The sequence below is a fragment of the Sphingomonas kyungheensis genome, from assembly GCF_037120395.1.
GTDB lineage: Bacteria > Pseudomonadota > Alphaproteobacteria > Sphingomonadales > Sphingomonadaceae > Sphingomonas > Sphingomonas kyungheensis.
Window position 1 is genome coordinate 312330 of sequence record NZ_JBBBDM010000001.1, and the last position, 26880, is coordinate 339209.

General features: G+C 66.8%; 35 protein-coding genes. 32 read left to right on the forward strand and 3 right to left on the reverse strand.

The window, feature by feature from the left end; all coding sequences use genetic code 11:
• Positions 1-55 precede the first annotated feature (55 nt).
• The 31 genes from rplC to guaA all read left to right on the forward strand — a co-directional run bounded on the left by rplC (position 56) and on the right by guaA (position 19628).
• A complete protein-coding gene (rplC, locus tag V8201_RS01425; protein WP_037534176.1) occupies positions 56-805 on the forward strand; it encodes a 50S ribosomal protein L3 in 750 nt (249 codons plus the stop codon).
• 2 nt (positions 806-807) lie between these two features.
• A complete protein-coding gene (gene rplD, locus V8201_RS01430; RefSeq protein WP_037534173.1) occupies positions 808-1434 on the forward strand; it encodes a 50S ribosomal protein L4 in 627 nt (208 codons plus the stop codon).
• Positions 1427-1738 carry a 50S ribosomal protein L23 gene (locus tag V8201_RS01435; RefSeq protein ID WP_037534171.1) on the forward strand — a complete coding sequence of 104 codons (312 nt, stop codon included), beginning with the start codon at positions 1427-1429 and terminating at the stop codon, positions 1736-1738. The genes rplD and V8201_RS01435 overlap by 8 nt, the downstream gene beginning before the upstream one ends.
• A 5-nt stretch (positions 1739-1743) precedes the next feature.
• Complete coding sequence (rplB, locus tag V8201_RS01440; RefSeq protein WP_037534170.1) at positions 1744-2583, forward strand: 50S ribosomal protein L2; 840 nt, start codon at positions 1744-1746, stop codon at positions 2581-2583.
• A gap of 3 nt (positions 2584-2586) precedes the next feature.
• Positions 2587-2862, forward strand: a complete 276-nt coding sequence (gene rpsS, locus V8201_RS01445) for a 30S ribosomal protein S19 (protein WP_037534168.1) — start codon at positions 2587-2589, stop codon at positions 2860-2862.
• Entirely contained in the window at positions 2862-3239 is a 378-nt protein-coding gene (gene rplV / locus V8201_RS01450) for a 50S ribosomal protein L22 (RefSeq protein WP_037534166.1), read from the forward strand. Before rpsS ends, rplV begins: the two co-directional genes overlap by 1 nt.
• On the forward strand, positions 3239-3946 hold the full coding sequence (gene rpsC / locus V8201_RS01455; protein ID WP_037534164.1) for a 30S ribosomal protein S3: 708 nt from the start codon (positions 3239-3241) through the stop codon (positions 3944-3946). Before rplV ends, rpsC begins: the two co-directional genes overlap by 1 nt.
• A gap of 13 nt (positions 3947-3959) precedes the next feature.
• Positions 3960-4394: a 50S ribosomal protein L16 gene (gene rplP, locus V8201_RS01460; RefSeq protein WP_037534163.1), complete on the forward strand. Its 435-nt coding sequence runs from the start codon at positions 3960-3962 to the stop codon at positions 4392-4394.
• Between the two features lie 2 nt (positions 4395-4396).
• Positions 4397-4600, forward strand: a complete 204-nt coding sequence (gene rpmC, locus V8201_RS01465) for a 50S ribosomal protein L29 (protein ID WP_037534162.1) — start codon at positions 4397-4399, stop codon at positions 4598-4600.
• A 10-nt stretch (positions 4601-4610) separates the two neighbouring features.
• Entirely contained in the window at positions 4611-4883 is a 273-nt protein-coding gene (rpsQ, locus tag V8201_RS01470; RefSeq protein WP_037534161.1) for a 30S ribosomal protein S17, read from the forward strand.
• A 164-nt stretch (positions 4884-5047) separates the two neighbouring features.
• Complete coding sequence (gene rplN / locus V8201_RS01475) at positions 5048-5416, forward strand: 50S ribosomal protein L14 (protein ID WP_037534160.1); 369 nt, start codon at positions 5048-5050, stop codon at positions 5414-5416.
• The gene (gene rplX / locus V8201_RS01480) at positions 5416-5733 is read left to right on the forward strand and encodes a 50S ribosomal protein L24 (RefSeq protein WP_037534157.1); all 318 of its coding nucleotides are present in this window, start codon (positions 5416-5418) and stop codon (positions 5731-5733) included. The genes rplN and rplX overlap by 1 nt, the downstream gene beginning before the upstream one ends.
• The gene (rplE, locus tag V8201_RS01485; RefSeq protein ID WP_037534156.1) at positions 5726-6310 is read left to right on the forward strand and encodes a 50S ribosomal protein L5; all 585 of its coding nucleotides are present in this window, start codon (positions 5726-5728) and stop codon (positions 6308-6310) included. The genes rplX and rplE overlap by 8 nt, the downstream gene beginning before the upstream one ends.
• A 41-nt stretch (positions 6311-6351) precedes the next feature.
• Positions 6352-6657, forward strand: a complete 306-nt coding sequence (gene rpsN / locus V8201_RS01490; protein WP_038663377.1) for a 30S ribosomal protein S14 — start codon at positions 6352-6354, stop codon at positions 6655-6657.
• 9 nt (positions 6658-6666) lie between these two features.
• A complete protein-coding gene (gene rpsH / locus V8201_RS01495) occupies positions 6667-7062 on the forward strand; it encodes a 30S ribosomal protein S8 (RefSeq protein ID WP_037534152.1) in 396 nt (131 codons plus the stop codon).
• Positions 7062-7595 carry a 50S ribosomal protein L6 gene (gene rplF, locus V8201_RS01500; RefSeq protein WP_037534150.1) on the forward strand — a complete coding sequence of 178 codons (534 nt, stop codon included), beginning with the start codon at positions 7062-7064 and terminating at the stop codon, positions 7593-7595. The genes rpsH and rplF overlap by 1 nt, the downstream gene beginning before the upstream one ends.
• Positions 7595-7954, forward strand: coding sequence for a 50S ribosomal protein L18 (gene rplR, locus V8201_RS01505; RefSeq protein ID WP_037534148.1), 360 nt, complete (start codon positions 7595-7597; stop codon positions 7952-7954). The genes rplF and rplR overlap by 1 nt, the downstream gene beginning before the upstream one ends.
• A gap of 1 nt (position 7955) precedes the next feature.
• Entirely contained in the window at positions 7956-8714 is a 759-nt protein-coding gene (rpsE, locus tag V8201_RS01510) for a 30S ribosomal protein S5 (RefSeq protein WP_037534146.1), read from the forward strand.
• A gap of 5 nt (positions 8715-8719) precedes the next feature.
• Positions 8720-8896: a 50S ribosomal protein L30 gene (gene rpmD, locus V8201_RS01515; RefSeq protein ID WP_037534144.1), complete on the forward strand. Its 177-nt coding sequence runs from the start codon at positions 8720-8722 to the stop codon at positions 8894-8896.
• Positions 8897-8994: 98 nt separating this feature from the next.
• Positions 8995-9537: a 50S ribosomal protein L15 gene (rplO, locus tag V8201_RS01520; protein ID WP_037534143.1), complete on the forward strand. Its 543-nt coding sequence runs from the start codon at positions 8995-8997 to the stop codon at positions 9535-9537.
• Between the two features lie 175 nt (positions 9538-9712).
• Positions 9713-11077: a preprotein translocase subunit SecY gene (gene secY / locus V8201_RS01525; protein WP_037534142.1), complete on the forward strand. Its 1365-nt coding sequence runs from the start codon at positions 9713-9715 to the stop codon at positions 11075-11077.
• A gap of 33 nt (positions 11078-11110) precedes the next feature.
• Positions 11111-11761 carry an adenylate kinase gene (locus V8201_RS01530; protein ID WP_037534139.1) on the forward strand — a complete coding sequence of 217 codons (651 nt, stop codon included), beginning with the start codon at positions 11111-11113 and terminating at the stop codon, positions 11759-11761.
• Positions 11762-12169: 408 nt separating this feature from the next.
• Positions 12170-12865 carry a winged helix-turn-helix domain-containing protein gene (locus V8201_RS01535; protein ID WP_037534137.1) on the forward strand — a complete coding sequence of 232 codons (696 nt, stop codon included), beginning with the start codon at positions 12170-12172 and terminating at the stop codon, positions 12863-12865.
• 40 nt (positions 12866-12905) lie between these two features.
• Entirely contained in the window at positions 12906-14246 is a 1341-nt protein-coding gene (locus tag V8201_RS01540) for a sensor histidine kinase (protein ID WP_037534135.1), read from the forward strand.
• Between the two features lie 258 nt (positions 14247-14504).
• Complete coding sequence (locus V8201_RS01545; protein WP_373276440.1) at positions 14505-14669, forward strand: hypothetical protein; 165 nt, start codon at positions 14505-14507, stop codon at positions 14667-14669.
• 228 nt (positions 14670-14897) lie between these two features.
• Positions 14898-15266, forward strand: a complete 369-nt coding sequence (gene rpsM / locus V8201_RS01550; RefSeq protein ID WP_037534131.1) for a 30S ribosomal protein S13 — start codon at positions 14898-14900, stop codon at positions 15264-15266.
• Positions 15267-15360: 94 nt separating this feature from the next.
• Positions 15361-15750 (forward strand): 30S ribosomal protein S11, encoded by a 390-nt coding sequence (gene rpsK / locus V8201_RS01555; protein ID WP_037534130.1) that lies wholly within the window; start codon positions 15361-15363, stop codon positions 15748-15750.
• An 83-nt stretch (positions 15751-15833) separates the two neighbouring features.
• Positions 15834-16901 (forward strand): DNA-directed RNA polymerase subunit alpha, encoded by a 1068-nt coding sequence (locus V8201_RS01560; RefSeq protein ID WP_037534126.1) that lies wholly within the window; start codon positions 15834-15836, stop codon positions 16899-16901.
• 253 nt (positions 16902-17154) lie between these two features.
• Positions 17155-17577, forward strand: coding sequence for a 50S ribosomal protein L17 (gene rplQ / locus V8201_RS01565; protein ID WP_037534125.1), 423 nt, complete (start codon positions 17155-17157; stop codon positions 17575-17577).
• Positions 17578-17590: 13 nt separating this feature from the next.
• Entirely contained in the window at positions 17591-18016 is a 426-nt protein-coding gene (locus tag V8201_RS01570; RefSeq protein ID WP_336544301.1) for a hypothetical protein, read from the forward strand.
• A 55-nt stretch (positions 18017-18071) separates the two neighbouring features.
• Complete coding sequence (guaA, locus tag V8201_RS01575; RefSeq protein WP_037534123.1) at positions 18072-19628, forward strand: glutamine-hydrolyzing GMP synthase; 1557 nt, start codon at positions 18072-18074, stop codon at positions 19626-19628.
• A 72-nt stretch (positions 19629-19700) separates the two neighbouring features.
• Here the strand turns inward: guaA and V8201_RS01580 are convergent, their stop codons facing one another.
• The gene (locus V8201_RS01580) at positions 19701-20639 is read right to left on the reverse strand and encodes a glycerophosphodiester phosphodiesterase family protein (RefSeq protein ID WP_336544302.1); all 939 of its coding nucleotides are present in this window, start codon (positions 20637-20639) and stop codon (positions 19701-19703) included.
• Positions 20640-20649: 10 nt separating this feature from the next.
• On the reverse strand, positions 20650-23475 hold the full coding sequence (locus V8201_RS01585; RefSeq protein WP_336544303.1) for a TonB-dependent receptor: 2826 nt from the start codon (positions 23473-23475) through the stop codon (positions 20650-20652).
• A 99-nt stretch (positions 23476-23574) separates the two neighbouring features.
• On the opposite strand from V8201_RS01585, the gene V8201_RS01590 reads away from it, so the two are divergent.
• Positions 23575-24717: an ROK family protein gene (locus V8201_RS01590; RefSeq protein WP_336544304.1), complete on the forward strand. Its 1143-nt coding sequence runs from the start codon at positions 23575-23577 to the stop codon at positions 24715-24717.
• Positions 24718-24733: 16 nt separating this feature from the next.
• On the opposite strand, the gene V8201_RS01595 is transcribed toward V8201_RS01590, so the two are convergent.
• A complete protein-coding gene (locus tag V8201_RS01595; protein WP_336544305.1) occupies positions 24734-26809 on the reverse strand; it encodes a phosphocholine-specific phospholipase C in 2076 nt (691 codons plus the stop codon).
• Between the last annotated feature and the right edge of the window lie 71 nt (positions 26810-26880).

The following is a 26880-nucleotide window of genomic DNA, read 5'->3' on the forward strand; positions in this document are numbered from 1 at the left end:
CACACGCACGTACGGGAATGGTCCCGGGCGTGCCTCTGTTGAGGAGTGACGGATCATGCGCACTGGCGTGATCGCGAAGAAAATGGGTATGACCCGCCTGTTCCAGGATGATGGCCGCCACGTGCCGGTCACCGTCCTGCAGCTCGAAGGCTTGCAGGTCATTGCCCGTCGCGAACAGGATCGTGATGGCTACACCGCCGTCCAGCTTGGCGCTGGCGTCGCCAAGGCCAAGAATGTCGCCAAGCCGCAGCGCGGCCACTTCGGCAAGGCCGAAGTCGAGCCCAAGGCGGTGGTTGCCGAATTCCGCGTCAGCGAGGACAATCTCCTCGACGTCGGCGCAGAGATCTCGGCCGAGCATTTCGTTGCCGGCCAGCTGGTCGATATCCAGGGTCGTACCCAGGGTAAGGGCTTTGCCGGCGGCATGAAGCGCTGGAACTTCGCCGGTCTGCGCGCGACGCACGGCGTGTCGGTCTCGCACCGCTCGCTCGGTTCGACCGGCCAGCGTCAGGATCCGGGCAAGGTCTTCAAGAACAAGAAGATGGCCGGCCACATGGGCGACCGTAACCGCACCCAGCAGAACCTCGAGATCGTCGGTACCGACGTCGAGCGCGGCCTGATCTTCGTCAAGGGCTCGGTGCCCGGATCGAAGGGCGGCTGGCTGTTCGTCAAGGACGCGGTCAAGGTCAAGGCGCACGCCGACGCTCCGTACCCCGCCAGCCTGAAGCAGGCTGCCAACAGCAACACCGCAGCCGACACGCCCGCAGAGACGAGCGCGCCGGAAGCTACCGACGGCCAGGAGGGCTGAACGTGAAGGTCAAGGTTCAATCCTTCGCCGGCACCGCTGCGGCGGACGTCGAGCTCAACGACGAGGTCTTCGGCCTCGATCCGCGCGCCGACATCCTGCACCGCGTGGTCACCTGGCAGCTCGAGAAGCGCCGCGAGACGGCCCGTGGCACGCGTGAGCGCGCCGACGTCGCCCGGTCGGGCAAGAAGTTCGGTCGCCAGAAGGGCGGCGGTACCGCCCGTCACGGCGATCGCCGCGCTCCCGTCTTCATCGGCGGTGGTAAGGCCCACGGCGCCCGCGTCCGTGACTTCAACCCGTCGCTGAACAAGAAGATTCGCGCGCTCGGCCTGAAGATGGCGCTCAGCAGCCATGCCAAGGCCGGCTCGCTGATCGTCATGGACAGCATCGCGGTCGAGAACAACAAGACCAAGACGCTGGTCGGCGATCTCGCCAAGCTCGGCTTCGGCAAGACGGCGCTGGTCATCGACGGCGACGCCGTCGAGACGAGCTTCGCGCTCGCCGCGGGCAACCTGCACGGCATCAACGTGCTGCCGAGCGCCGGTGCCAACGTCTACGACATCCTGAAGGCTGACACGCTGGTGCTGACCCGCGCGGCGGTCGAGAAGCTGGAGGCTCGCTTCAATGGCTAAGCAGCAGAAGGCCGTCGACAACCGTCACTATGACGTGATCGTCGCGCCGCACATCACCGAAAAGGCGACTTTGCTCTCCGAGCATAACGCCGTCGTGTTCAAGGTCGCGGGAGACGCGACCAAGCCCGAGATCAAGGCGGCCGTCGAGGCTCTCTTCGACGTCACCGTGACCGGCGTGAATACGATCGTCCAGAAGGGCAAGACCAAGAAGTGGAAGGGCGCTCCTTACCAGCGCTCTGACATCAAGAAGGCCATTGTCACCCTGAAGGACGGCCAGTCCATCGACGTGACGACGGGGATCTAAGGGTCATGGCACTCAAGCATTACAACCCGACGAGCCCGGCCCGCCGCGGCCTGATCCTCGTCGACAAATCCGCGCTCTACAAGGGCAAGCCGGTCAAGGCGCTTACCGAAGGCAAGCGCAAGACCGGTGGTCGCAACAACAAGGGTCACGTGACCTCGCGCGGCATCGCCGGCGGTCACAAGCAGAAGTATCGCTACGTCGACTTCAAGCGTCGCAAGTGGGACGTCGAAGGCACGGTCGAGCGTCTGGAATATGACCCCAATCGCACCGCGTTCATCGCGCTGGTGAAGTATGCCGACGAAGAGCTGGCCTACATCATCGCGCCGCAGCGGCTCGCGCCGGGCGACAAGGTGCTCGCCGCCAAGAAGACCGACACCAAGCCGGGCAACGCCATGGAGCTGGGCCAGGTCCCGGTCGGCACCATCGTCCACAACGTGGAGATGAAGCCGGGCAAGGGCGGTCAGATCGCGCGTTCGGCCGGCACCTATGTGCAGGTCGTCGGCCGTGACCGCGGCATGGTCATCGTCCGCCTCAACTCGGGCGAGCAGCGCTACATCCGTGGCGAGTGCATGGCGACGGTCGGTGCGGTGTCGAACCCGGACAACCAGAACCAGAACCTCGGCAAGGCCGGGCGTTCGCGCTGGATGGGCAAGCGTCCGCTGACCCGCGGCGTCGCCAAGAACCCGGTCGACCATCCGCACGGCGGTGGTGAAGGCCGGACCTCGGGCGGCCGTCATCCGGTCACCCCGTGGGGCAAGCCGACCAAGGGTGCGCGCACCCGTCACAATAAGTCGACCGACAAGATGATCATCCGGTCGCGTCATTCGACCAAGAGGAAGGGCTAAACCATGGCTCGTTCAGTCTGGAAGGGCCCGTTCGTCGAACTGAGCCTTCTGAAGAAGGCGGAAACCGCGCAGGACGCCGGTGGCCGCGCGCCGATCAAGACCTGGTCGCGTCGCTCCACCATCCTGCCGTCGTTCGTCGGCCTCACGTTCAACGTCTACAACGGCCGCAAGTTCGTGCCGGTGTCGGTCAACGAAGAGATGGTCGGCATGAAGCTGGGTGAGTTCGCGCCGACGCGCTACTTCCCGGGTCACGCCGCTGACAAGAAGGGCAAGCGCTGATGAGCAAGCCTGTATCCCCCCGCAAGGTCGGCGAGAAGGAAGCGCTCGCGGTCGCGACGCAGATCCGCGGTTCGGCGCAGAAGCTGAACCTGGTCGCGGCGCTGATCCGTAACAAGCCGGTCGGCGATGCGATGAGCATCCTGCAGTTCTCGACCAAGGCGATGGCGGTCGACGCGCGCAAGGTGCTGGCCTCGGCCATCGCCAATGCCGAGAACAACCACAACCTCGACGTCGACGCGCTCGTCGTCGCCGAGGCGTCGGTCGGCAAGTCGATCACCATGAAGCGCTTCGCGACCCGCGGCCGTGGCAAGTCCACCCGCATCCTGAAGCCGTTCAGCCGTCTGCGCATCGTCGTGCGCGAGCAGGAAGAAGCATAATGGGTCACAAGAGCAACCCGATCGGCATGCGGCTCCAGATCAACCGCACCTGGGACAGCCGCTGGTTCGCCGAAGGCCATGACTATGGCCAGCTGCTGCTGGAGGATCTCAAGATCCGCGCCTTCATCATGAAGACGCTGCCGCAAGCCGCCATCTCCAAGGTCGTCATCGAGCGTCCGGCCAAGCTGTGCCGTATCTCGATCTTCGCCGCCCGTCCCGGTGTCATCATCGGCAAGAAGGGCTCGGACATCGAGAAGCTGCGCAAGACGATCGGCGCGATGACCAAGTCCGACGTGTCGCTGAACATCGTCGAGATCCGCAAGCCCGAGATCGACGCCAAGCTCGTCGCGCAGGGCATCGCCGACCAGCTGGAGCGCCGTATCGCGTTCCGCCGGGCGATGAAGCGCGCGGTGCAGTCGGCGATGCGCCTGGGTGCCGACGGCATCCGCGTCGCCTGCGGCGGCCGTCTCGGCGGCGCCGAGATCGCGCGTTCGGAAAGCTATCGCGAAGGTCGCGTTCCGCTGCACACGCTGCGCGCGAACATCGATTATGCCGAGGCCCAGGCCCACACGTCCTACGGCGTGTGCGGCGTCAAGGTCTGGGTCTTCAAGGGCGAGATCCTCGGCCATGACCCGATGGCGCAGGACCGGCTGATGATGGAGGCCCAGACCTCCGGCGTCCGCCCGGCCCGCGACGACCGTCGTTAAGGACTGACACGACATGTTGCAGCCAAAGCGCACCAAATTCCGCAAGGCCTTCAAGGGCCGTATCCACGGCGACGCCAAGGGCGGCACCAGCCTCAACTTCGGGTCGTACGGCCTGAAGGCGATGGAGCCGGACCGGATCACCGCACGCCAGATCGAGGCGGCCCGCCGCGCGATCACGCGTCACATCAAGCGCCAGGGGCGTTTGTGGATCCGCATCTTCCCGGACGTGCCGGTCTCGTCGAAGCCGGCCGAAGTCCGCATGGGCTCGGGCAAGGGCAGCCCTGAGTTCTGGGCCGCCCGCGTCAAGCCGGGCCGGATCCTGTTCGAGCTCGACGGCGTCGAGGGCAAGATCGCCGCGGAGGCGTTCGAGCGCGCCGCGATGAAGCTCCCGATCAAAGTCAAGGTCGTCGCCCGCCTGGGTGACACCAGCCACCTCGGAGGCGAGTAACCATGGCAAAGTCTGATTTTCAGAGCCAGAGCGACGACCAGCTGACCGAGAGCCTCGGCCAGCTGAAGCGCGAGCAGTTCAACCTCCGCTTCCAGGCGGCGACGAACCAGCTCGAGAAGCCGAGCCGCGTCAAGGAAGTCCGTCGCGACATCGCGCGGATCAAGACCCTCCAGGCGCAGCGCACCAGCGCTGCTCCTGCCAAGTAAGGAACATCAGATGCCGAAGCGCGTGCTGACCGGACTGATCGTGTCCGACAAGGGCGACAAGACGGTGGTCGTGAACGTGGAGCGCAAGGTCAAGCACCCGCTCTACGGCAAGATCATCCGCCGCTCGAAGAAGTACCACGCCCATGACGAGGCGAACGAGTACAAGCAGGGCGAAACCGTGCGGATCGAAGAGACCGCACCGATCTCCAAGCTGAAGACCTGGAAGGTCGTCGATCGGGTCAACACCCATGCGACGCCCGAGCGGGTCGACGTCGACGCATAATTCTCTGCCGGCTTCGGCCGGCGGATGAACAGGGCAGGGCTTGCGTCCTGCCAGCGGAGTGGTTACAGGGCCGCTCCCCCGGTGCAGTCCGCTGCGCCGGGGTCATTGTTTTAGGCGGGGCTGGGTCGGTATCCACCCCATGAGTAGAGAAGGAAGATGGATCGATGATCCAGATGCAATCCAATCTCGACGTCGCTGACAATAGCGGCGCGAAGCGGGTGCAGTGCATCAAGGTGCTGGGCGGCTCGAAGCGTCGTACCGCCACCGTCGGCGACATCATCGTCGTCAGCATCAAGGAAGCACAGCCCCGCGGCAAGGTGAAGAAGGGTGACGTGCATCGCGCCGTCATCGTCCGCACCGCCAAGGACATCCACCGTGCCGATGGCTCGACCATCCGCTTCGACGGCAACGCCGCCGTCCTGGTCAACAAGAACGAGGAGCCGATCGGCACCCGTATCTTCGGCCCGGTCGTGCGCGAGCTGCGTGGCAAGAAGCACATGAAGATCATCTCTCTCGCTCCCGAGGTGCTGTAATGGCCGCCGCGAAGATCAAGAAGGGTGACCAGGTCGTCGTCCTGTCCGGCAAGGACAAGGGCAAGACCGGCACCGTCACCCAGGCGATGCCGAAGGACGGCAAGGTGATCGTGGGTGGCGTCAACGTCGCGACCCGTCACCGCAAGCCGACCCAGGCGAACCCGCAGGGCGGTCTCGAGAAGGTCGAGGCGCCGCTGCACATCTCGAAGGTCGCGCACGTGACCGCCGACGGCAAGCCGACCCGCGTCCGTTTCGAGACGCAGGATGGCAAGAAGGTCCGCGTGGCCGTGAAGACGGGAGCCAAGATCGATGGCTGATGCCTACAAGCCCCGCATGAAGGGCATCTATGAGGACACGATCATCAAGGCGATGGTCGAGAAGTTCGGCTACAAGAACGTCAACGAGATCCCGCGGATCGAGAAGATCGTGCTCAACATGGGCGTCGGTGAGGCGACCCAGGACAAGAAGCGCGTCGATCAGGCCGCATCCGAGATGGAGCTGATCGCGGGCCAGAAGCCGGTGATCACCAAGGCGAAGAAGTCGATCGCGCAGTTCAAGCTGCGTGAGGGCATGCCGATCGGCGTGAAGGTCACCCTTCGCCGCGAGCGCATGTACGAATTCCTCGACCGGTTCATCACGATCGCGCTGCCCCGCGTCCGCGACTTCCGTGGCCTCAACCCGAAGAGCTTCGACGGCCGTGGCAATTACGCCTGCGGCATCAAGGAGCAGATCGTGTTCCCGGAGATCAACTATGACCGCATCGACAAGGTGCGCGGCATGGACGTGATCGTCACCACCACCGCGAAGACCGACGACGAGGCGCGCGAGCTGCTGCGTCTGTTCGGCTTCCCGTTCCCTCAGCCCGAGGCTGAGCAGCAGAAGCAGGCTGCGTGAGCAGCGCTGCCGTCCTGAAGTAAGGAAGAGAGCTTAAGTCCATGGCGAAACTGAGTTCGATCAACAAGAATGAGCGTCGCAAGAAGCTTGTGAAGCAATATGCTCCCAAGCTGGCGAAGCTGAAGGCGATGGCCAATGACCAGAGCCTCGACGAGAGCGAGCGGCTGATCGCCCGCCTCAAGATGGCGGAACTGCCGCGCAACGCGAACCCGACCCGGATCCGCAACCGTTGCGAGATCACCGGCCGCCCGCGTGCCTATTACCGCAAGTTCCGTCTCGCCCGTGTGATGCTCCGCGATCTGGCCAATAAGGGCATGATCCCCGGTCTCACCAAGTCGAGCTGGTAAGGAATCATCATGGCAGTGACCGATCCCCTGGGTGACCTGCTCACCCGCATCCGCAACGGCCAGCGCGCCAAGAAGGACTCCGTCCTCTCGCCCGCGTCGAAGCTGCGCATCCGCGTGCTCGACGTGCTGCAGCGCGAAGGCTATATCCGTGGCTATAGCGACGAGCAGATGGGCCCCGCCGCGGGCGTCCGCATCGAGCTGAAGTATTTCGAAGGCCAGCCGGCGATCAAGCACGTCGCGCGCGTCTCGAAGCCCGGCCGCCGCGTCTATTCCGGTTCGCAGGAATTGCCGCGGGTCCGCAACGGCCTCGGCATCACCATCGTCTCGACGCCGCGTGGCGTTCTGTCCGACGCGGAAGCGCGCGAGCAGAATGTCGGTGGCGAAGTGCTCGCGGAGGTCTTCTGATGAGCCGCATCGGCAAGAAGTCGGTCCCCGTACCGGCGAACGTCACCCCGACGATCAGCAACGGCGTCATCAGCATGAAGGGCCCCAAGGGCACCCTGACCATGCCGATGCGCGACGAGATCAGCTACACGCTGGAAGACGGCGGCATCTCGGTGCAGCCGGCGAATGACACCAAGCGCGCCCGTGCCTTCTGGGGCATGCAGCGCACGATGGTGCAGAACCTCGTCACCGGCGTGACCGACGGCTTCACCAAGAAGCTGCTCATCACCGGCGTTGGCTATCGCGCCGCGGCGCAGGGTCGCACGCTCAAGTTGCAGCTCGGCTACAGCCACGACGTCAACATCGACGTGCCGGAAGGCATCGAGGTCAAGACGCCCGACGCGACGACCGTCGAGATCAGCGGCTCGGACAAGCAGAAGGTCGGCCAGTTGGCCGCGGAAATCCGTCAGTGGCGCAAGCCCGAGCCGTACAAGGGCAAGGGCATCAAGTACGACGGCGAGTTCATCTTCCGCAAGGAAGGGAAAAAGAAGTAATGAGCACCAAGGGTCTCTCTCTCTTCGCGAAGCGCCGTCGGCGCAATCGTACCGCGCTGAAGGCGCGTGCCGGCACCCGTCCGCGGCTGTCGGTGCATCGTTCGGGCAAGCACATCTATGCCCAGGTCATCGACGACGTCGCCGGCAAGACCGTCGCGTCGGCCTCGACGCTGGAAAAGGACGTGCGCGACCAGTCGGGCGCGAACATCGCGGCGGCGACGGCCGTCGGCACCCGCGTGGCGGAAGCGGCGAAGGCCGCGGGTGTGACGCAGGTCGTGTTCGACCGCGGCGGCTTCCTGTTCCACGGCCGCGTCAAGGCGCTGGCGGAAGCGGCGCGTGCCGCCGGATTGGAGTTCTAATATGGCTGACGAGAACAACGTGCAGCCCGCAGCGGCTGAAGGCGCCACCCCGGACGCCGGCGCGGCGCAGGGCGGCCAGCAGGGCGGCTTCGCCGGCCGTGGCGGTCCGCGTGGCGGCCGTGGCGGCGGCAGCGGTCGCGGTCCCGGTGGCCCCGGCGGCAACCGTGGTGGTCGTGACGGCGGCCGTGGCGGTCGTCGCGACGATCGTCGCGGCGGTCAGGACGACGGCGGCGAAGAGCTGATCGAGAAGCTGGTCCACATCAACCGCGTCTCGAAGACGGTGAAGGGCGGCAAGCGCTTCGGCTTCGCGGCGCTGGTCGTCGTGGGCGACGGCAAGGGCCGGGTCGGCTTCGGTCACGGCAAGGCGCGCGAAGTGCCGGAAGCCATCTCCAAGGCCACTGCGGCCGCGAAGAAGGCGATGGTCCGCGTGCCGCTCAAGGACGGTCGCACGCTGCATCACGACGGCAACGGCCACTTCGGTGCCGGTCGCGTGACGCTGCGCTCGGCGCCGCAGGGCACCGGCATCATCGCGGGTGGCCCGATGCGCGCCATCTTCGAATCGCTCGGCGTGGCCGACGTGGTGACCAAGTCGGTCGGTACGTCCAACCCGTACAACATGATCCGCGCCACCTTCGAGGCGCTGGGGGATCAGACTTCGCCGAAGTCGGTCGCACAGCGTCGTGGCAAGAAGATCGCCGACCTGCTCGGCCGCGGTGGGTCGCAGACCGCCGAGGCGGATGCTGCGGCCGTCGTGGAGTAATCGAAATGGCGACGATCAAGATCAAGCAGACCGGTTCGCCGATCCGCCGCACCAAGGATCAGCGCGCGACGCTGATCGGCCTCGGCCTCAACAAGATGCACAAGGTCTCGGAGCTGCAGGACAGCCCCGAGGTCCGCGGGATGATCCGCAAGGTGCAGCACATGGTCGAAGTGCAAGGCTAAGCCCTCGCTCCGAACCCAGTGACAAATACGGGGAAGGGGGCTAGGCGGCCCCCTTCCTTTTTCCATCAGCGCGACAAAAGCGAAAGCGAGTGCATATCATGAAACTGAACGATCTCCGCGACAACCAGGGTGCCCGCAAGTCCAAGATCCGCGTCGGACGCGGTATCGGCTCGGGCAAGGGCAAGACGGGCGGCCGCGGCGTCAAGGGTCAGAAGAGCCGCGAGGGCGTCAGCATCGCCGGCTTCGAAGGCGGCCAGATGCCGCTCCACATGCGTCTGCCGAAGCGCGGCTTCAACAACATCTTCGCCAAGGATTATGCCGAGGTGAACACCGGCGCGATCCAGAAGGCGATCGATTCGGGCAAGCTGTCGGCCGAGGGCACGATCGACCAGGCGGCGCTCAAGGCGGCCGGCCTCGTCCGTGGCGGCAAGGACGGCGTGCGTCTGCTCGCCAAGGGTGAGCTGACCACCAAGCTCGCCTTCCACGTCGCCGGGGCTTCGGCGGGTGCGCGTGCCCAGGTCGAGAAGACCGGCGGTTCGCTCGATATCCCGACGATCGTCCCCGCCGCCGAGAAGGCTGCCGCCAAGAAGGGCGTGCAGTACAAGGCGCGTCAGGAAAAGAAGGCGTCGTTCAAGGCGTAACGCCGGTTGTCTCCATTCGCCTTGCCGGACCGGGTTCGGCAGGGCGGGGAGCGACCGCGGGCTCGATAAAGAGCCGAACGTCGAGCGTCGCGATTAGACAAGGCGCGTCGAGCGCTTATATGAGCGGCGGGGCGGTTCAAACGCATCCCGCCGTTTTTGTTTCCAGGACACACGCATGGCATCCGCAGCCGACCAGATGGCGCAAAGCATCAGCCTCGCGAAATTCGCGCAGGCGACCGACCTCAAGAAGCGGCTGTGGTTCACGATCGGCGCGCTGATCGTCTTCCGGCTGCTGAGCTATGTGCCGTTGCCGGGCATCGACCCGACTGCGCTCGGCCTGCTCAGCCAGCGCACCACGGGCGGCGTGCTCGATTTCTTCAACACCTTCTCGGGCGGATCGCTCAGCCGCATGTCGCTGATCGCGCTCGGCGTGATGCCGTACATCACCGCCTCGATCGTCGTGCAGCTGTCGACCTCGCTGTCGCCGCAGCTCGCCGCGATCAAGAAGGAAGGCGAATCGGGCCGCAAGAAGCTCAACCAGTACACCCGCTACGGCACCGTCGCGCTGACCGCGATCCAGGGCTATTTCATCGCCGTCGGGCTCGAGGCGCTGTCGGCGAGCAACGGCGTCGCCGCGGTGATCGAGCCGGGCATGACCTTCCGCATCGCCGCGGTGATCTCGCTGATCGGCGGCACGATGTTCCTGATGTGGCTGGGCGAGCAGATCACCAGCCGCGGCATCGGCAACGGCGTGTCGCTCATCATCATGGCCGGCATCGTCGCGCATCTGCCGACGACCCTGGTCAATCTGCTCGAAGGCGGCCGGTCCGGGTCGATCGACGCGGTGCGGCTGATCGGCATCATCGTCGCGGTCGTCGCGCTGATCCTGTTCATCTGCTTCATGGAGCGCGCGCAGCGCCGCATCCTGATCCAATATCCCAAGCGCCAGACGCAGCGCGGCATGCAGGCGGATCGCAGCCACCTGCCGCTCAAGATTAACACCGCGGGCGTCATCCCGCCGATCTTCGCCTCGTCGCTGCTGCTGATGCCGCTGACGATCAGCCAGTTCGCCGGCCAGCGCGTCGCGGGTCAGTCGAAGTGGGGCGATTTCATCATCACCCTCAACCAGTATCTGGCGCACGGCCAGCCGGTATACATGGCACTCTACGCCGCCGGCATCATCTTCTTCTCGTTCTTCTACACCGCGATCGTCTTCAATCCGGAAGAGACCGCCGACAATCTGAAGCGCTATGGCGGGTTCATCCCCGGCATCCGCCCGGGCAAGAACACCGAGAATTATTTCGACTATGTGCTGACGCGGATCACCGTGATCGGGGCGGCCTATCTGACGATCATCTGCCTGCTGCCGGAATATCTGGTCTCGGCGCTGTCGATCCCCTTCTATCTCGGCGGCACCAGCCTGCTGATCGTCGTCAACGTGACGATGGATACGGTGACGCAGATCCAGAGCCATCTGCTGGCGCATCAATATGGCGACCTGATCAAGAAGGCGAAGCTGAAGGGCGGGCGCCTCCGTTAATCTCGGTCCACGAGCCAAACAGGGAGTGCTCGCGTGAACATCATCCTTCTCGGGCCGCCAGGGGCGGGCAAGGGCACCCAGGCGCAGGCGCTGATGGCGACGCGCGGGATGCAGCAATTGTCGACCGGCGACATGCTGCGCGCCGCGGTCAAGGCGGGCACGCCCGTCGGGCTGCAGGCCAAGGCGGTGATGGAGGCGGGCGAGCTCGTCTCCGACGCGATCGTCTCGGCGCTGATCGGCGAGCGGCTCGATCAGGGGGTCGGGGGCGGCGCGATCTTCGACGGCTATCCGCGCACCGCCGCGCAGGCGATGGCGCTCGACGAACTGCTCGACGCGCGCGGCATGACGCTCGACCACGTCATCGAGCTGGAAGTGGACGAGGCGGCGTTGATCGAGCGCGTCGAGGGCCGCTACACCTGCGCGACCTGCGGTGAGGGCTATCACGACCGGTTCAAGCTGCCAGCGGTGGCGGGCGTCTGCGACGTCTGCGGCGGCACCGAATTCAAGCGCCGTCCCGACGACAATGCCGCGACGGTGCAGACGCGGATGGCCGAATATCGCGCCAAGACCGCGCCGATCCTGCCGATTTACGAAGCGCGCGGACTGGTGCAGCGCGTTAACGGCATGGCCGACATCGATCACGTCACGCAGGCGATCGCGACGATCCTCGACGGCGAGGCGTAACGGCGCGGGAGGGTATTTGCCGCGTTGGCGGCTGGTGTTCTCCCTTCGTTTCTCCCCTAATCTGGTCATCCCGGCGAAGGCCGGGATCCATGGATACGGTGTCGCCAGCGACTGCGCGCCTCATCCTTGTTCCGTGTCCATGGATCCCGGCTTTCGCCGGGATGACGAAGGAAGGGGAGATGTCACGCCCCCGCATCCCCTCACATTGCCACGGCTATGAATTTAATGTCATAATCCGGTCACGGCCCCGCTACCTTGGCGAGCCTAAGTTGTGCCTCACGGTCGCAGCAACGGTCGGCAAGGTTGACGAGATCGGTACCCGACACTCCCGGGGGTGCCGTAGGGGCCGGCGGAAGGGATGCTTTCCGCCGGTCTTTCCGTTGGGAATGGAGGCGTGAGCAAACCATCGTGAGCCGCAAGATCCTGATCGTCGAGGATGATAGCTCGACCGCCGCCTATCTCGCCAAGGGCCTGTCCGAGGCCGGCTATTCCGTCGAATCCGCGCGGGATGGCCGAGACGGCCTGTTCCTTGCCAGCGAGGGAATCTTCGACCTGATCATCGCCGACCGGATGTTGCCGGGCCTCGACGGCCTGTCGATGGTCAGCGCGATCCGCGCCGCGGGCATCGACACGCCGGTACTGGTGCTGTCCGCGCTCGCCGCGGTCGACGATCGCGTCGACGGCCTCAAGGCCGGCGCCGACGACTATCTCTGCAAGCCCTTCTCCTTCGCCGAACTGTCGGCGCGGATCGAGGCGCTCGTCCGCCGCAGCGATCGTGTTGCCACCGAGCCGACCAAGACCAAGCTCGCGGTCGGCGATCTGGAGATCGACCTGCTCGCCCGCCACGTCACCCGCGCCGGCCGCAACATCCCGCTCGGCGCGCGTGAGTTCAACCTGCTCGAATTTCTTGCCCGCCACGCCGGCCAGGTGGTCACCCGCACGATGATGCTCGAGAAGATCTGGAACTATCATTTCGATCCGGGTTCGAACGTCGTCGACGTGCATATCGGCCGCCTGCGTCGCAAGCTCGAGGACGGTTTCCCGTCGCCGATCCTGCACACCGTGCGCGGCGCCGGTTATCGTCTTGCGGCCGATCCCGTCTAATCGAGGTTCGCTTTTGACGATGGCTCGGCTAGGTCGGGTCATGCGTCTGTCCGTCACCGCCCGCATCGCCCTGCTGTCGATCGCGCTGGCGCTGGTTTCGAACCTCGTGCTGGTCGGTTTCGTGTGGAAACAGACGGATGCGGCGGTGCTCGGCACCGTCCGGCGCGAGACGATCGAGCAATCCGATGCGATGCGGGCGATCTACCGGGCCGATGGCCTGACCGCGGTAACCGAGGCGATCGAACATGCCCGCGTCGCCGGCGACACCGCGCTCCTGCTCGCGGTGCTCGACCGCAGCGGCACACGCATCGCCGGCTATGCGCCCGCGCGCATCCCGGTGCCGCTGACCCCGACCACCTTCCGCGTCGCCGATTTCGATCCCGGCGCCGCCACCAACGACATCGGCTATACGCTGCGCCCGATCGGCGACCACTGGCTGCTGACCGGGCGGCGGCTCGATCTCGTCGAGGCGGAGCGGCATGCGATCGAGGATGCGCTGGCGGTGGCGGTGCTGCTGTCGCTGGTGCTCGGCGTCGCGGCGGGGCTGGTCCTCGCCCGCTATGTCGGGATGCGGCTCAACCGCATCGCCGCGGTGATCGAGGCGGCGGGGGAGGGCGATCTGTCGCGCCGCGTGCCGGTCGCGCCGGCGCGTCGCGACGCCTTCGACCGGCTCGCCAACCAGCTCAACCTGATGCTCGCCAAGCTTGAACGGCTGATGGTCGAGCTGCGCGTCGTCACCGATTCGATGGCGCATGATCTGCGCTCGCCGCTGACCCGGCTGCGCACCAAGACCGAACAGGCGGTGCTGATCGCCGATCCCGCGGCGCGCGAGGCGGCGCTCGGCGGCCTGCTGGTCGAGACCGACCTGGTCATGCGGATGCTGACGATGGTGATCGAGATCAGCCGCTCCGAATCGGTGTCGCGCGAACGCTTCATCCTCGTCGAGCCGGCCGAACTGGTCGAGGAGATCGCCGAACTTTACGAGCCGGTGGCGGAAGAGGCGGGCTTCGCCTTCACCGTCGCGATCGATCCGTCGGCGCCGGCGATGCTGCTGCACCGCGAACTGCTCAGCCAGGCGATCACCAATCTGATCGACAATGCCCTGAAACATGCGGCGAGCGGCAAGACGCTCACGCTGCGCCTCGTCTGTCATGCGCAGGAGATTGCGATCCAGGTCGAGGATCGCGGCAGCGGCATCGCGGTGGCCGATCGCGCGCAGGCGCTCAAGCGCTTCGGCCGCCTCGACGCGGCGCGCACCACGCCGGGGGCGGGGCTTGGCATGGCGCTGATCGAGGCGGTGGCGCGGTTGCACAACGGCCGGTTCGAGCTTGCCGACAACGTGCCGGGACTGGTCGCGCGGATCGTGCTGCCGGTGACGTGAACGGCCGGCCCGGGTTTATCGAGGTCCGGCGCTCACACGCTCCGTCACCAGCCCGCATCCTGAACCCCGCGCCGTCCCCCGCGATCCGGACGCTCGTCGCGTTTCATGCCCGGCCGATGGTTAACCTCTTGTCAGGCGCAGCGGGATAAGGCTGGAGCCGGTTGAGCGTGCGGCCGGGGGGCTGCGCGGGGGCTTTGCGCCGGTGACGGCAAGAGGAGCATTATGCTTGGGGCGATCGTCTTTACGTACAGCATGCTGATGAGTTTCGTTCTGCAGGGCGCGAGCCGCAACGCCAGGCTGGCGCGGCCCAATCCGCCGATGCTGCAATATGTCGGCTATCTGCTCTGCGGCCTGTCGGCAGGGCTGTCGATCATGCTGCTGATCATGGCCTTCACCGCCAGGGCGCCGTTCCCGCTGATGTGACGGGCGCGGGCGCGCACCGGCGGTGATTGGCGACGGGAACCAGTCGCTTGACACCGCGTTTGCGCGCGCCTACCTGCACCGGTCTTCGACATACCGGTATCCGGCGACGCGCGGACTGCGCTCGTCGCCTTTTGCGTGAAATGCGGACCGCCGGTGTGGTGCGAAGGATGCGACGAGATGGAGCGCGTGCGGCCATGCCGTGCTCCGTGGAGCTAGGAGAAACATTTCATGGCACGTATCGCGGGTGTCAACATCCCGACCAACAAGCGCGTGGTGATCGCGCTGACCTACATCCACGGCATTGGCCTGACCAAGTCGAAGGAAATCACTGCCAAGCTGAACATCGCGCCCGAGCGTCGTGTTCAGGACCTGACCGATCAGGAAGTGCTTCAGATCCGCGAGACGATCGACGCCGATCACACCGTGGAAGGCGATCTGCGTCGCGAAACCGCGATGAACATCAAGCGCCTGATGGATCTCGCCTGCTACCGTGGCCTGCGTCACCGCAAGGGCCTGCCGGTCCGCGGCCAGCGCACGCACACCAACGCGCGCACCCGCAAGGGCAAGGCGAAGCCGATCGCGGGCAAGAAGAAGTAATTCGTCCGGGGGACGAATTGCTCCGCCGGAGGCTGGTACGAGGCTGATTGCCTCCCGGCTTCCGCCTCAGGACTAAAGGTCAGGAATACCCATAATGGCACGTGAACCGCAGCGTATTCGCCGTCGCGAACGCAAGAACATCACCGCCGGCGTCGCGCACGTGAACGCCAGCTTCAACAACACCATGATCACCATCACCGACGCGCAGGGCAATGCCATCTCGTGGTCGTCGGCCGGTGCGATGGGCTTCAAGGGCAGCCGCAAGTCGACGCCGTACGCCGCGCAGGTCGCTGCGGAAGACGCCGGCAAGAAGGCCGCCGAGCACGGCGTCCGCACCCTTGAAGTCGAGGTCAAGGGGCCGGGTTCGGGCCGCGAATCGGCGCTTCGCGCGCTGCAGGCGGTCGGTTTCCAGATCACCTCGATCCGCGACGTCACCTCGATCCCGCACAATGGCGTGCGGCCGTCGAAGCGTCGCCGCGTCTGATCTTCCACGCGCCGGCTGACGAGTCGGCGCGTTTTTCTCCCGGCTGGAGCTGCCCCCGTTCCGGCCCAAATTAGGGGACACCTGTGTCTGTCAATGCAAAGAACTGGCAGGAACTGAAGAAGCCCAACGGCCTTGAGAAAAAGGGCGGCGACGGCAAGCGGAAGGCGACCTTCGTCGCCGAGCCGCTCGAGCGTGGCTTCGGCCTGACGCTCGGCAACGCATTGCGTCGCGTGCTGCTCTCCTCGCTGCAGGGCGCGGCCGTGACCTCGATCAAGATCGAGAACGTGCTGCACGAATTCTCGAGCCTCGCCGGCGTGCGCGAGGACGTCACCGACATCGTCCTCAACGTCAAGCAGATCGCGATCCGCATGCAGGGCGAAGGCCCCAAGCGGCTCCAGCTGTCGGCGACGGGTCCGGGCGAGGTCAAGGCCGGCGATATCGCCGTGTCGGGCGACATCGAGGTGATGAACCCCGATCTCGTGCTCTGCCACCTCGATGAGGGCGCGACGCTCAACATGGAGCTGACCGCCGATATCGGGAAGGGCTATGTCCCGGCGACCGCCAACCGTCCGGCCGATGCGCCGATCGGCCTGATCCCGGTCGACGCGCTCTACTCGCCGGTGCGCCAGGTGTCGTACAAGGTCGACCCGACCCGCGTCGGTCAGGACCTCGATTATGACAAGCTGACGCTGACGATCGAGACCGACGGCACCGTCACGCCCGAGGATGCGGTGGCCTATGCCGGCCGTATCCTGCAGGACCAGCTCGCGCTGTTCGTGCACTTCGACGATTCGGCGATCACCCGTTCGTCCGCTCCGATCGGCCAGGCGGCTGCTCCGGCGGCTGGCGGCGACGCGGCCGGCGACACGCAGCAGATCAACCGCTATCTGCTCAAGAAGGTCGACGAGCTCGAACTGTCGGTGCGTTCGGCCAACTGCCTCAAGAACGACAATATCATCTATATCGGTGATCTCGTCGGCAAGACCGAGGCGGAGATGCTCCGGACCCCGAACTTCGGCCGCAAGTCGCTCAACGAGATCAAGGAAGTCCTCTCGTCGATGGGCCTGCGCCTCGGCATGGAGATCCCGGGCTGGCCGCCCGAGAACATCGAAGAGATGGCCAAGAAGCTCGAGCAGGAGATCATGGGCTGAGCCGCAGCGGGATAGCCCTGCTATCTCGAAGACGGCGATAGCCCGGCCGACGGGCAGGAGCGCGACACAGTCGCAATCCTGCCCGTCCGACGTGACCGATGCGGCTTCGCCGCATCGCCACCCGGCGGCCCCAGGAACGCGCGTCCACCGTGCGATCCGATCTGTACAAGGGCCCGAATGGCGGTGGCCCGTTACGAACCGCCTGGTCTGGGGATTCCGTCAAACGGCCCCTTAACGAACGAAGGAATTATCTATGCGTCATCGCGTCGGCGGCCGGAAGCTGCAGCGTACCTCGGCCCATCGTCTGGCCCTGTTCCGCAACCAGTCGGCCGCGCTCATCAAGCATGAGCAGATCACCACCACCGTCGCCAAGGCGAAGGAACTGCGTCCCTACGTCGAGAAGCTGGTCACGCTCGCCAAGAAGGGCGGCCTGTCGAACCGTCGTCTGGCGCACGCCCGCCTGCTCGACGATGCGCAGCTGGTGAAGCTGTTCGACGTGCTCGCCGAGCGCTATGCGAACCGCAACGGCGGCTATACCCGCATCATCAAGGCCGGCATCCGCGCCTCGGACGCCGCGCCGATGGCGATCATCGAGTTCGTCGACCGCGACGTCTCGGCGAAGGGCCAGGATTCGGGTCCGGTCCAGTCGGACGAGGATTTCGACGAAGCCGCCTGATTGGCGTTTCGCTTTGATCGAACATGAAGGGCGCGCCCGCACGGCGCGCCCTTTTTTTGTGCCGGTAACCGTTGCGTCAGATATAGACCTATATACTATCCAGACACAGGGAATGCGGGGGCAGTCCATGCTGTATCGGTGGAGGATCGTCGTACCGGCACTGGCGGCATCGGCCTGCGCCTATCAGCCGCAGCGCACGCCGATCTCGACACCGAGTTCCGAGCGTCTGCAAATGGAGCGCCGCGGTGCATATGTCGGGGCAGGCAGTGTTGGCTTTATCGGCGGCCTGTTCGCGCTGAGGGCGCTGGGGATCGGCAAGCCGGCGGCGGAGGACGAAGCGAACGACCTGCGTCGCCAAGGCGACCGCACCCGCGATCCCGCCGGAACCGATGCCGGCACCGTACCGCTCGTCCTCAAGCTGCCGCCCGGCCTGCAATAACCGCTGGTGCCAAAATCGGCTGGCGGAGTCCGCCCGCTTTGCTATGCGGGCGCGCATGCAGCATACCGACACCATCCTGATCGTCGATTTCGGCAGCCAGGTGACCCAACTCATCGCCCGCCGCGTCCGCGAAGCCGGCGTCTACAGCGAAGTCGCGCCGTTCCAGTCCGCCGAAGAGGCGTTCGACCGGCTCAAGCCCGCCGGCATCATCCTGTCGGGCGGACCCGCCTCGGTCACGCTCGACCATAGCCCGCGCGCGCCGCAGCGCTTCTTCGAGGCCGGCGTGCCGATCCTCGGCATCTGCTACGGTCAGCAGCTGATGAGCCGGCAGCTCGGCGGCAATGTCATCGTCTCCGGCGACGGCGGCGAGTTCGGCAAGGCCTATGTCGAGGTGAAGGCGCCCTGCGCGCTGTTCGACGGCCTGTGGGCGACGGGCGAGCGCCATCAGGTGTGGATGAGCCACGGCGACAAGGTCGATGCGATCCCGCCCGGCTTCACGCCCGTAGCCACTTCGGAAGGCGCGCCTTATGCGATCGTCGCCGACGAGGCGCGCCGCTTCTACGGCGTCCAGTTCCACCCGGAGGTGGTGCATACCCCGGACGGCGGCAAGCTGATCGCCAATTTCGCGCGGCGCGTCTGCGGCCTCGCCGGCGACTGGACGATGGCCGAGTTCCGCGCCGCCAAGATCGCCGAGATCCGCGCGCAGGTCGGTGATGCCAAGGTGATCTGCGGCCTGTCGGGCGGTGTCGATTCGTCGGTCGCCGCTCTGCTGATCCACGAGGCGATCGGCGACCAGCTCACCTGCGTCTTCGTCGACGGCGGCATCCTGCGGGCAGGGGAGGCCGAACAGGTCGTCAGCCTGTTCCGCGGCCATTACCATATCCCGCTCGTCCATGTGGAGGCGCAGGACCTGTTCATGGACGGCCTCGCCGGCGTCACCGATCCCGAGGCGAAGCGCAAGTTCATCGGCAAGACCTTCATCGACGTGTTCGAGGCGGAGGCGAAGAAGATCGGCGGGGCGGATTTCCTCGCGCAGGGCACGCTCTACCCCGACGTGATCGAGAGCGTCAGCTTCACCGGTGGCCCGTCGGTGACGATCAAGAGCCACCACAATGTCGGTGGCCTGCCCGAGCGGATGAACATGAAGCTCGTCGAGCCCTTGCGCGAATTGTTCAAGGACGAGGTGCGCGCGCTAGGCCGTGAACTGGGGCTGCCCGAGGTCTTCGTCGGCCGCCACCCCTTCCCGGGGCCGGGCCTCGCGATCCGCATCCCGGGCGAGGTGACGCGCGAGCGCTGCGACATCCTGCGCAAGGCGGATGCGATCTATCTCGAGGAGATCCGCAACGCCGGCCTCTACGATGCGATCTGGCAGGCGTTCGCGGTGCTGCTGCCGGTGCGCACCGTCGGTGTGATGGGCGACGGCCGCACCTACGACCATGTGCTGGCGTTGCGCGCGGTCACCTCGACCGACGGCATGACCGCCGAGGTCTTCGATTTCCCGAGCGACTTCCTGCCGCGCGTCGCGACGCGGATCGTCAACGAGGTCCGCGGCGTCAACCGCGTCGTCTACGATTACACGAGCAAGCCGCCCGGCACGATCGAGTGGGAATGATCGGACGCCCGTGAACGGCGCGGGCAGCGATGCCCGCGCCGTTCGTGCCTTATGGCGCGCCCCGCAGCGCCGCTAACGCGACAGGGAGTCGCGATAGCGGAGCAGGGCCTCGGGCTCGTCGGTCTGCAGGATGGTGACGCCGTCGCGGTACAGACGGCCCCAGACCCGGTCGGGATCGCGCAGCGCCTGGATGTCGCCGCCGTAATCGGCGAGGAATCCCTCCCACAAGGTGTTGATCCACAGCCGCACGCGATGCGCGCGCGCGATGGCGGCGACGGCGGGCAATTGCTCGGCCGCCATCCGCGGCAGCTCGACGCCGATCGGATGGGCGCCGGTCACCTGTCGCGTCACGATCGCGGCGATATCCGCCTTGCCCTGCGCATTGAGCGGGATCGGCATATAGGGCAGCGTGTCGAACGGCGGCAGCGCCGCCATCGCCGGCGTATCCGGTCCGACCTCGCTCTTGATGATGATCTGCCGCGTCATGCCGGCGCGGCGCACCGCGGCGGCGACCTCGACATAGATGTTCGCCTTGACGTCGAGGTTGAGGATGATCCGCCCCTTGGCGAGCGCGAGCATCTGGTCGAGCGTCAGCATTCGTTCGTCGGTCGGCGCCGCATGCGGCCCGCCCTCGTCGTCGCGCAGCCGCAGCGCCGCGAGCTGCGCCCAGGTCAGCCGGTCGACCGCGCCGCTGCCGTCGGTGGTGCGATCGACGGTGGCGTCGTGAATCATCACCAGCACGCCGTCGGCGGAGCGCCGCACGTCGGTCTCCATCACGTCCGCGCCGATCGTGACGCAGCGTTCGAGCGCGGCGTGCGAATTCTCGGGCACCGGCTCAGGCTGGCCGTGGCGTGGCGCCGGATTGTGGCAGCCGCGGTGCGCGACCACGACGATGCCGCCGTCCGGGTTCATCAGCCGCGCCGCGATCGCCGCGACCCCGCCGGGCGGAGCCGCGGCGGCGGCGGGCGTCGCCGCGAGCGCGAGCGCGGCGATGACGGTCCTGCTGGTCATGACGATCCTCTCAGAAGCGGGGGGTGACGCGGAGGCCGAGCCAGAAGGTGGTCGGCACCGAATAGCTGTCCTTGAGCAATGTCCGGCCGGGGCCGGTCAGGCTGGTGATGCGGTGGTGGGTGACGTTGCCGATCTGTCCGATCAGGCTGACGCCCGAGGCCATCCTGTACGTCGCCGACAGATCGACCTGGCTGCGCGGCGCCCAATAGAGGTCCTGCCAGCTGATGTTGCTGATGATCGTGCGCAACGCCTTGCCCTGTCGGTTCCACGCGGCGCGCAATTCGAAGCCGCCGGCATTGTAGAAGCCGGTGATGTTGAGCGCCCGGTCGGGCTGGCCGACGAGGCGATCGAGCGAGCGCGAGACGACCGTCGTGGTCGTCACCGAACCGGTCTTGGTCGTCACCGAATAGGGCACGGTCATCCGCCCGTTGAGGAGCGCCGCATTGGCCGACAGGCCGAAGCCGCTGAGGAAGCCGGCGACCGGCCGCAACGTGTTGAGGATCAGCGACCCCTCCAGGCCGCGGATATGCGCGGCGGCGGCGTTGGCCGGCGTGCTGATGCTGGCGTTGGCATAGGTCGTGCCGTCGAAGGTGAAGGGCGCGATGCTGGTCAGCGTGAAGATCTCGTTGCTGATCCGCTTGTCGAACGCGGCGAGCGACGCCATCCCGCCGAAGGGCGTAAGCCGCACGTCGGCGGCGAGGTCGAGATTGTTGGACACGCGCGGGCGAATGTCCGGCGCGCCGATCGTGACCTTCACGTCGACCGCATTGGCTTGGCCGACGTCATTGGGACTGGCGAAGCTGATCGAGGTGCGCGCGGCATAAGCGTCATAGGGCGGGCGGCCGAGCGTACGGCTGGCGCCGGCGCGCAGATCGAGCAGCGGCGTCGCATGGAAGGTCAGCACCGTCGACGGAAGCAGGTAGCGATAGGACGAGCCCGTCGTCCGGTCGGCATAGACATAGGCCGCGCGTGCCTTGTCATAGGCCCGCTGGCGGCCGACCGTGGTCTGCGTCGTGTCGTCGTAGCGCAGCCCGACCTGCAGGTTGAGCTGTTCGCCGCGATAGCTCGCCAGGCCATAGGCGCCGAACAGCGTTTCGCGGTGGGTGAAATCGTCCTGATTGCTGAAGGCGAGCTGGTCGGTGGCGTTATAGGCGGTGCGTGGCGCCGCCTCGACCTGCGCACGGGCGCGCACCGGATCGATCGCGAACAGCGTGTAGCCGAGATACGGCATCACTGCATTCGAGGGGCCGAGCACATCCGCCATCTTGAGCGCCGGCGCGGTGGCATTGGGCTGATATTCGGTGCGGCCGATGTCGAACCGCGGGCGGTCGTCAGTATAGGCCAGCCCGACGGCGGCCCCCAGGCCGCGATCACCGCGGCCCTGATTGACCTTGTAATCGAGCCGCGTCGTCACGATCCGGTTGCCCGCCGCCCGGACATAGTCGCTCGCCGGCCGCCAGTAGAGCAGGCTGTAGTTCGCGAGATTGGTATAGGCGGCTTCGGCAATCGGGAAACGCTGGTCGAAGCCCGACGTATCGTAGGTGAAGGCATAGTCCTTGGTCGCGTTGACCGTCGGGCCGTTGCCCGTGGTGGTCGTCGCCACCGCCACCTGACGGGAGAGATTGGTGGCATATTTGACCATGAAGATGGGCTCGCGATAGGTCGCGTTCGAGAGCGACGCGCGCCAGCTGAGCAGCTGATGTGCCGCCGGCCGCCAGCTGACCCCCGCCTGCACGAGCCGGGTGCGCGCGGTGGTGATCTGATTGGCATAGCCGACCTCGACGTCACCGCCCGGATAGCTGCCCGAGGTCGCGGTCTGGTTGAAGACGCGATTGCGGTTGCGCGGATCGATGATGATCTCGTTGCGCTCCATATTGTCGCGGAAGACGTAATAGCCGCCGGTGACGAAGGCATCGACGTCGGCGGCGACATGCGCCTCCAGCTTGCCGGTGATGCCGAACCGGTCGCGCTGGTTCATGACGTACCAATATTTGTCCTGCTGCGGCACCGCATAGCCATTGCCGAGCGCATTGCCGGCGAGCAGCGCGCCGGCATCACTGTAGAAGCCGTAATGGACGGTGTCGGTGGTCATGTGCGTTTCGGTGAAGCTCGCCAGCGTCTGGTAATTGGCGGACAGCGTCAGGCCGAACTGCTTCGCCGGGCCGAAGGTGGTGCTCGCGGTCGCGATCAGGCGATAGCCGGGATCGCGCTGGTCGCGGGGCTTGCCGTTGTCGCTGGCATGGCCGAGCGATCCTTCGGCGGTGATGAACGGCTTGCCGCCATTCTCGAATGCCGAGCGGGTGATGAGGTTGATCGCGCCGCCGGTGGCGTTGGGATCGAGATCGGCGGTGAAGGTCTTCACCACCTGGATCTCGCTGACCATCGACGACGGCAGGATGTCGAGCCGCACGCCGCGGGTGATCGACCCCAAGGTGCCGTTGGGCGTGCCGGGCGAGGCGATCGTCAGCCCGTCGATCGTGACGCTGTTGTAGCTCGGTCCGAGCCCGCGCAGCACCGGCGTCGCCGCCTCGTCGCGCGGATGCTCGTTGTCGGTCGCCGGCAGCACCGACAGGCCGGGGATGCGGCGCAGCGCCTCGACGATCGTCGCATCGGGCAGCGCGCGCACGTCGGTGGCGCTGATCACGTCGACGATATTGTCGGCATCGCGCTTGCGCTCGATCGCGGCGGCGTTGGCGCGGCGGATGCCGGTGACGATGATGTCGGCCGGTTCCGCCGTTTCGTCCGACGGCGTCGCCTGCTGCGCCTGTGCGGCGGAGGCCGCGGCAAGCAGCGACGTGGATAGCAACAGGCGCCAGGCGGCCTGATGAATATGCATATGATGTCCCCCAGACCACCGCCAGCGGTGATTATGCCCGACTCGGGTAGTATTCGTTGCGGGTTGCCGTTTGATGACAGCGCCGCTAGCGCTATCGGGATGAGCGTCGCGCCCCTCGGCCAGCTGCCGCGTCCCGACTGGATCCGACCGATCAGCACCGGCGGTCGTGCGGTCTTCGATCTGCTGTTCCGGCGGCAGGCGGTGGCGCAATCGGATATCGTCCGGCTGCTCGCGCTGTCGCAATCGAGCGGCGCGCGGCTGGTCGGCGAGTTCGCGCGCGCCGGCATGGTGACGCTGGCGAGCCGCAAGGCGTCGGGGCCGGGCAATCCCAGCGCGATGGTCGCGCTCGCGCCGGATTATGCCTATACGCTCGGCGTCGCGGTGGTCGGCGATGCGGTGGCGATGGCGATCGTCGATTTCACCGGCGCGAACCGTGCTTATGCCAGTGTCGCGATGCCCGACATGGCGCCCGAGCGCGTCGTGCCGGAACTGCGCCGGCTCCAGCAGCGACTGATCGCCGAAAGCGGCATCGATCCCCGCCGGCTGATCGGCGCGGGCGTCGGCATGTGCGGCTATTTCGTCGGCGACCCGCTGCGCATCTGTCCGCCGCCGCTGCTAGCCCCCTGGGCCACGGTCGATCCGGTCGCGATCCTGCGCGAGGCGCTCGGCCTGCCGGTGCTCTGCGACAATGATGCGACCGCGGCGACGGTGCACGAAAGCCTGCTCGGTGCCGGGCGGACCTGCCCGACCTTCGCTTACTGTCACCTCACCAACGGCTTCGGCGGCGGACTGGTGATCGACGGCAAGCCGGTGCGCAGCTGGATGGCGAATGCCGGCGATTTCGGCGGCGTATGGTGGCTGCTCGATCGCGGCTATCCCAATCTCGACGCGCTGCTCGCCGCGGTCAATGCCGCGGGCGGGCGGTTCGCGACCGTCGAGGCGATGGTCGGCGCGATCACCCGCGACACGCCCGGGGTGGAGGATTGGCTCGCCGCCGCGGTGGTGCCGTTCGGCATGCTGGTCACCATCCTCGGCCATGTCGTCTCGCCGGAGAAGGTCGTGATCGGTGGCCGTATCCCCCATGATATCGCCGCCGAACTCGCCGCCCGGATCGTGCCGCCGCAGACGCCGCTGCGGCACGACGTCCACTTCCCGCTGCCGCAGGTCGTGGCGAGCCGGGTGGAAGGCGACACCGTCGCGCTCGGCGCAGGGCTGCTGCCGCTGCTCGATCTGTTCTTCTAGCCCTGCCGCTCGGCGGCTAGGCGGCCGCAACCCGCAGCGCGCCGGCACCGCCGAGCGCAGGGTCGGAATAGCCGCCCGCGCCGCTCTGGCCGGCGATCCGCCAGACCTGCCCGTCTGCGGCGAAGCGGCGATCATACCAGCCGTGGCTGGCGGTCAGATCGAGCGTCAGCCGCTGCGCGCCCCGCGCCGGCAGGGTGATCGCGCGCGGCGGCGCGCCATAGGCCGCATCCTGCATGTCGATCGTCTGTACGCTGTCGCTGTGGTTGGCGAGCGTCAGCGTCTCGCCGGTGATCGCGACCGAGAAGATGCCGGCGCGCCCGGCGAGGCGGCGGTGGAAGCCATCCGGTCCGATCACGAACAGATCGAGCGCCGCGCCGTCCGGCGGCAGCGGATGCGCGGCGCTGCTGCCCGCGGCGACGGTGTAGCGGGCCGGTAGCCGCGCGGCGTCCGCCGCGTCATAGACGTGGAAGACCACCGCCCGCGCCGCCGAGCGGTTGATCAGCCGCAGCGTCTGCGCCGTCACCTCCGCATCGAGCCGATAGGGCGTGGTGCGGCGCGGGCGGACGCCGGGCTCCTGCACCGGCACCTCGGGCGTGTCGGGCAGCGGCGGCGGCACCTCCTTCAACTGCGCGGCGCGGGCCGCGGCGGCGGCGGTGGCGGGCAGCGTCGCCATGAAGCGCGTCACGTCGGGCGCGGTGAAGTCGAAACAGCTGGTCAGATCGCCGCACACCGCGCGCCGCCACGCGCTGATATTGGGCTCACGCACGCCGAACCGCGCCTCGAGGAAGCGAAGGATGCTGGTATGGTCGAACACTTCGGAGGCGACGAAGCCGCCCTTGCTCCACGGCGAGACGACGTAGAGCGGCACGCGCATGCCGAGGCCATAGGGGCGATTCCGATAGGCGGCGTCGGCCGGGGCCTGCGGCAGGCGGTGATATTCGTCGTCGGCGGCGATGTCGCTGCCGCCGATCGCCCGGCCGTCGATCCGCGCGGGCGGCGCGGGCGGCGGAATATGATCGAACAGGCCGTCATTCTCGTCGAAGTTGATCAGCAGCACGGTGCGCGCCCAGACATCGGCATCGGCGGTGAGCGCCGCCAGCACCTGCGCGACATAGTCGCCGCCCTGCAACGGCGTCGACGCGCCGGGATGTTCGGACAGCGCCGCCGGTGCGATCACCCATGATACCTGCGGCAGCCGCCTGGCAAGCACGTCACCGCGCAGATCGTCGAGCGAGCGCGTCGTCACCGTCCGCCGCGCCAGCAGCGCATCGGCCGGGCTCATGCCGGTGCCGCCCGCGGCATCGCGATAGCGGCGGAAGCCGACCAGCGGATTGTCGGAGAAATTGTCCGCCATGTCCTGATAGATCTGGAAGCCGATCCCGGCGGCGAGCAGCCGTTCGGGATAGGTCGTCCAGCGATAGCCGCCATGGCCGTAGGGATCGGCGGCGAGCGTGTCATATTCGTTGTCGATCACCGGCCCATGGCCGCGCCCCTCGGGATCGTGCGTCCCGGTCCAGACGAACAGCCGGTTGGGGTTGGTGCACAGGTGCATCGCGCAATGATAGGCATCGCACAGCGTGAACGCCTCGGCGAGCGCATATTGGAAGGGCAGGTCGGCGCGGGTGAAATGCGCCATGGCGTGGTTGTGCTTGGCCTGCGTCCACGCCCCCATCCGGCCATTGTCCCACGCCGCCTGGCTGTCGGTGAAGCCGTGCGGCGTGCCGAGCGGCCGGTAGAGGCGGAAATCGGTCGTCGTATCGAGGCGGAAGGGGGCGATCAGCGCCGGCGCGGCGCCATCCTGTTCGTTCGGCTGGAGCAGCACGGTGCGCTTCGGCGCGGCGGCCAGCGGCGGCGCGGGCACGACGAAGCGGTCACCGAAGCCGCGCACGCCGCGCATCGTCCCGAAATAATGGTCGAAGGCGCGGTTCTCCTGGGTGAGGACGACGACATGCTCGACATCGCCGATGCTGCCGAAGCGATGCTGGCCGGGCAGTTCGAGCGCCCGCGCGATCGCCGACGTCGATGCGGCGGCGGCACCGGCGCTCGCCAGCATTGCGCGGATGAAGCTGCGGCGGTCCTGAGTCGGCGGCATGACGCTGCGCTACACGCGCTATGTAACATGGGGATGACGGGGCGGGGAGGCGGCTGCCGGCCGGACCGGCG

Excerpts from the sequence above, each read along its gene's own strand:
- secY (WP_037534142.1), top strand. The coding sequence starts at position 9,713 with ATGGCATCCGCAGCCGACCAGATGGCGCAAAGCATCAGCCTCGCGAAA.
- rpmC (WP_037534162.1), top strand. The coding sequence starts at position 4,397 with ATGGCAAAGTCTGATTTTCAGAGCCAGAGCGACGACCAGCTGACCGAG.
- rplF (WP_037534150.1), top strand. The coding sequence starts at position 7,062 with ATGAGCCGCATCGGCAAGAAGTCGGTCCCCGTACCGGCGAACGTCACC.
- V8201_RS01585 (WP_336544303.1), bottom strand. The coding sequence starts at position 23,475 with ATGCATATTCATCAGGCCGCCTGGCGCCTGTTGCTATCCACGTCGCTG.
- rplC (WP_037534176.1), top strand. The coding sequence starts at position 56 with ATGCGCACTGGCGTGATCGCGAAGAAAATGGGTATGACCCGCCTGTTC.
- V8201_RS01540 (WP_037534135.1), top strand. The coding sequence starts at position 12,906 with ATGCGTCTGTCCGTCACCGCCCGCATCGCCCTGCTGTCGATCGCGCTG.
- V8201_RS01435 (WP_037534171.1), top strand. The coding sequence starts at position 1,427 with ATGGCTAAGCAGCAGAAGGCCGTCGACAACCGTCACTATGACGTGATC.
- rplP (WP_037534163.1), top strand. The coding sequence starts at position 3,960 with ATGTTGCAGCCAAAGCGCACCAAATTCCGCAAGGCCTTCAAGGGCCGT.
- rplO (WP_037534143.1), top strand. The coding sequence starts at position 8,995 with ATGAAACTGAACGATCTCCGCGACAACCAGGGTGCCCGCAAGTCCAAG.
- rplN (WP_037534160.1), top strand. The coding sequence starts at position 5,048 with ATGATCCAGATGCAATCCAATCTCGACGTCGCTGACAATAGCGGCGCG.
- rplE (WP_037534156.1), top strand. The coding sequence starts at position 5,726 with ATGGCTGATGCCTACAAGCCCCGCATGAAGGGCATCTATGAGGACACG.
- rpsC (WP_037534164.1), top strand. The coding sequence starts at position 3,239 with ATGGGTCACAAGAGCAACCCGATCGGCATGCGGCTCCAGATCAACCGC.
- V8201_RS01545 (WP_373276440.1), top strand. The coding sequence starts at position 14,505 with ATGAGTTTCGTTCTGCAGGGCGCGAGCCGCAACGCCAGGCTGGCGCGG.
- rplX (WP_037534157.1), top strand. The coding sequence starts at position 5,416 with ATGGCCGCCGCGAAGATCAAGAAGGGTGACCAGGTCGTCGTCCTGTCC.
- rplQ (WP_037534125.1), top strand. The coding sequence starts at position 17,155 with ATGCGTCATCGCGTCGGCGGCCGGAAGCTGCAGCGTACCTCGGCCCAT.
- V8201_RS01590 (WP_336544304.1), top strand. The coding sequence starts at position 23,575 with ATGAGCGTCGCGCCCCTCGGCCAGCTGCCGCGTCCCGACTGGATCCGA.
- rpsM (WP_037534131.1), top strand. The coding sequence starts at position 14,898 with ATGGCACGTATCGCGGGTGTCAACATCCCGACCAACAAGCGCGTGGTG.
- rpsS (WP_037534168.1), top strand. The coding sequence starts at position 2,587 with ATGGCTCGTTCAGTCTGGAAGGGCCCGTTCGTCGAACTGAGCCTTCTG.
- rpmD (WP_037534144.1), top strand. The coding sequence starts at position 8,720 with ATGGCGACGATCAAGATCAAGCAGACCGGTTCGCCGATCCGCCGCACC.
- V8201_RS01595 (WP_336544305.1), bottom strand. The coding sequence starts at position 26,809 with ATGCCGCCGACTCAGGACCGCCGCAGCTTCATCCGCGCAATGCTGGCG.
- V8201_RS01580 (WP_336544302.1), bottom strand. The coding sequence starts at position 20,639 with ATGACCAGCAGGACCGTCATCGCCGCGCTCGCGCTCGCGGCGACGCCC.
- rplB (WP_037534170.1), top strand. The coding sequence starts at position 1,744 with ATGGCACTCAAGCATTACAACCCGACGAGCCCGGCCCGCCGCGGCCTG.
- rplV (WP_037534166.1), top strand. The coding sequence starts at position 2,862 with ATGAGCAAGCCTGTATCCCCCCGCAAGGTCGGCGAGAAGGAAGCGCTC.
- rpsE (WP_037534146.1), top strand. The coding sequence starts at position 7,956 with ATGGCTGACGAGAACAACGTGCAGCCCGCAGCGGCTGAAGGCGCCACC.
- rpsQ (WP_037534161.1), top strand. The coding sequence starts at position 4,611 with ATGCCGAAGCGCGTGCTGACCGGACTGATCGTGTCCGACAAGGGCGAC.
- rplR (WP_037534148.1), top strand. The coding sequence starts at position 7,595 with ATGAGCACCAAGGGTCTCTCTCTCTTCGCGAAGCGCCGTCGGCGCAAT.
- rpsH (WP_037534152.1), top strand. The coding sequence starts at position 6,667 with ATGGCAGTGACCGATCCCCTGGGTGACCTGCTCACCCGCATCCGCAAC.
- rpsK (WP_037534130.1), top strand. The coding sequence starts at position 15,361 with ATGGCACGTGAACCGCAGCGTATTCGCCGTCGCGAACGCAAGAACATC.
- rpsN (WP_038663377.1), top strand. The coding sequence starts at position 6,352 with ATGGCGAAACTGAGTTCGATCAACAAGAATGAGCGTCGCAAGAAGCTT.
- guaA (WP_037534123.1), top strand. The coding sequence starts at position 18,072 with ATGCAGCATACCGACACCATCCTGATCGTCGATTTCGGCAGCCAGGTG.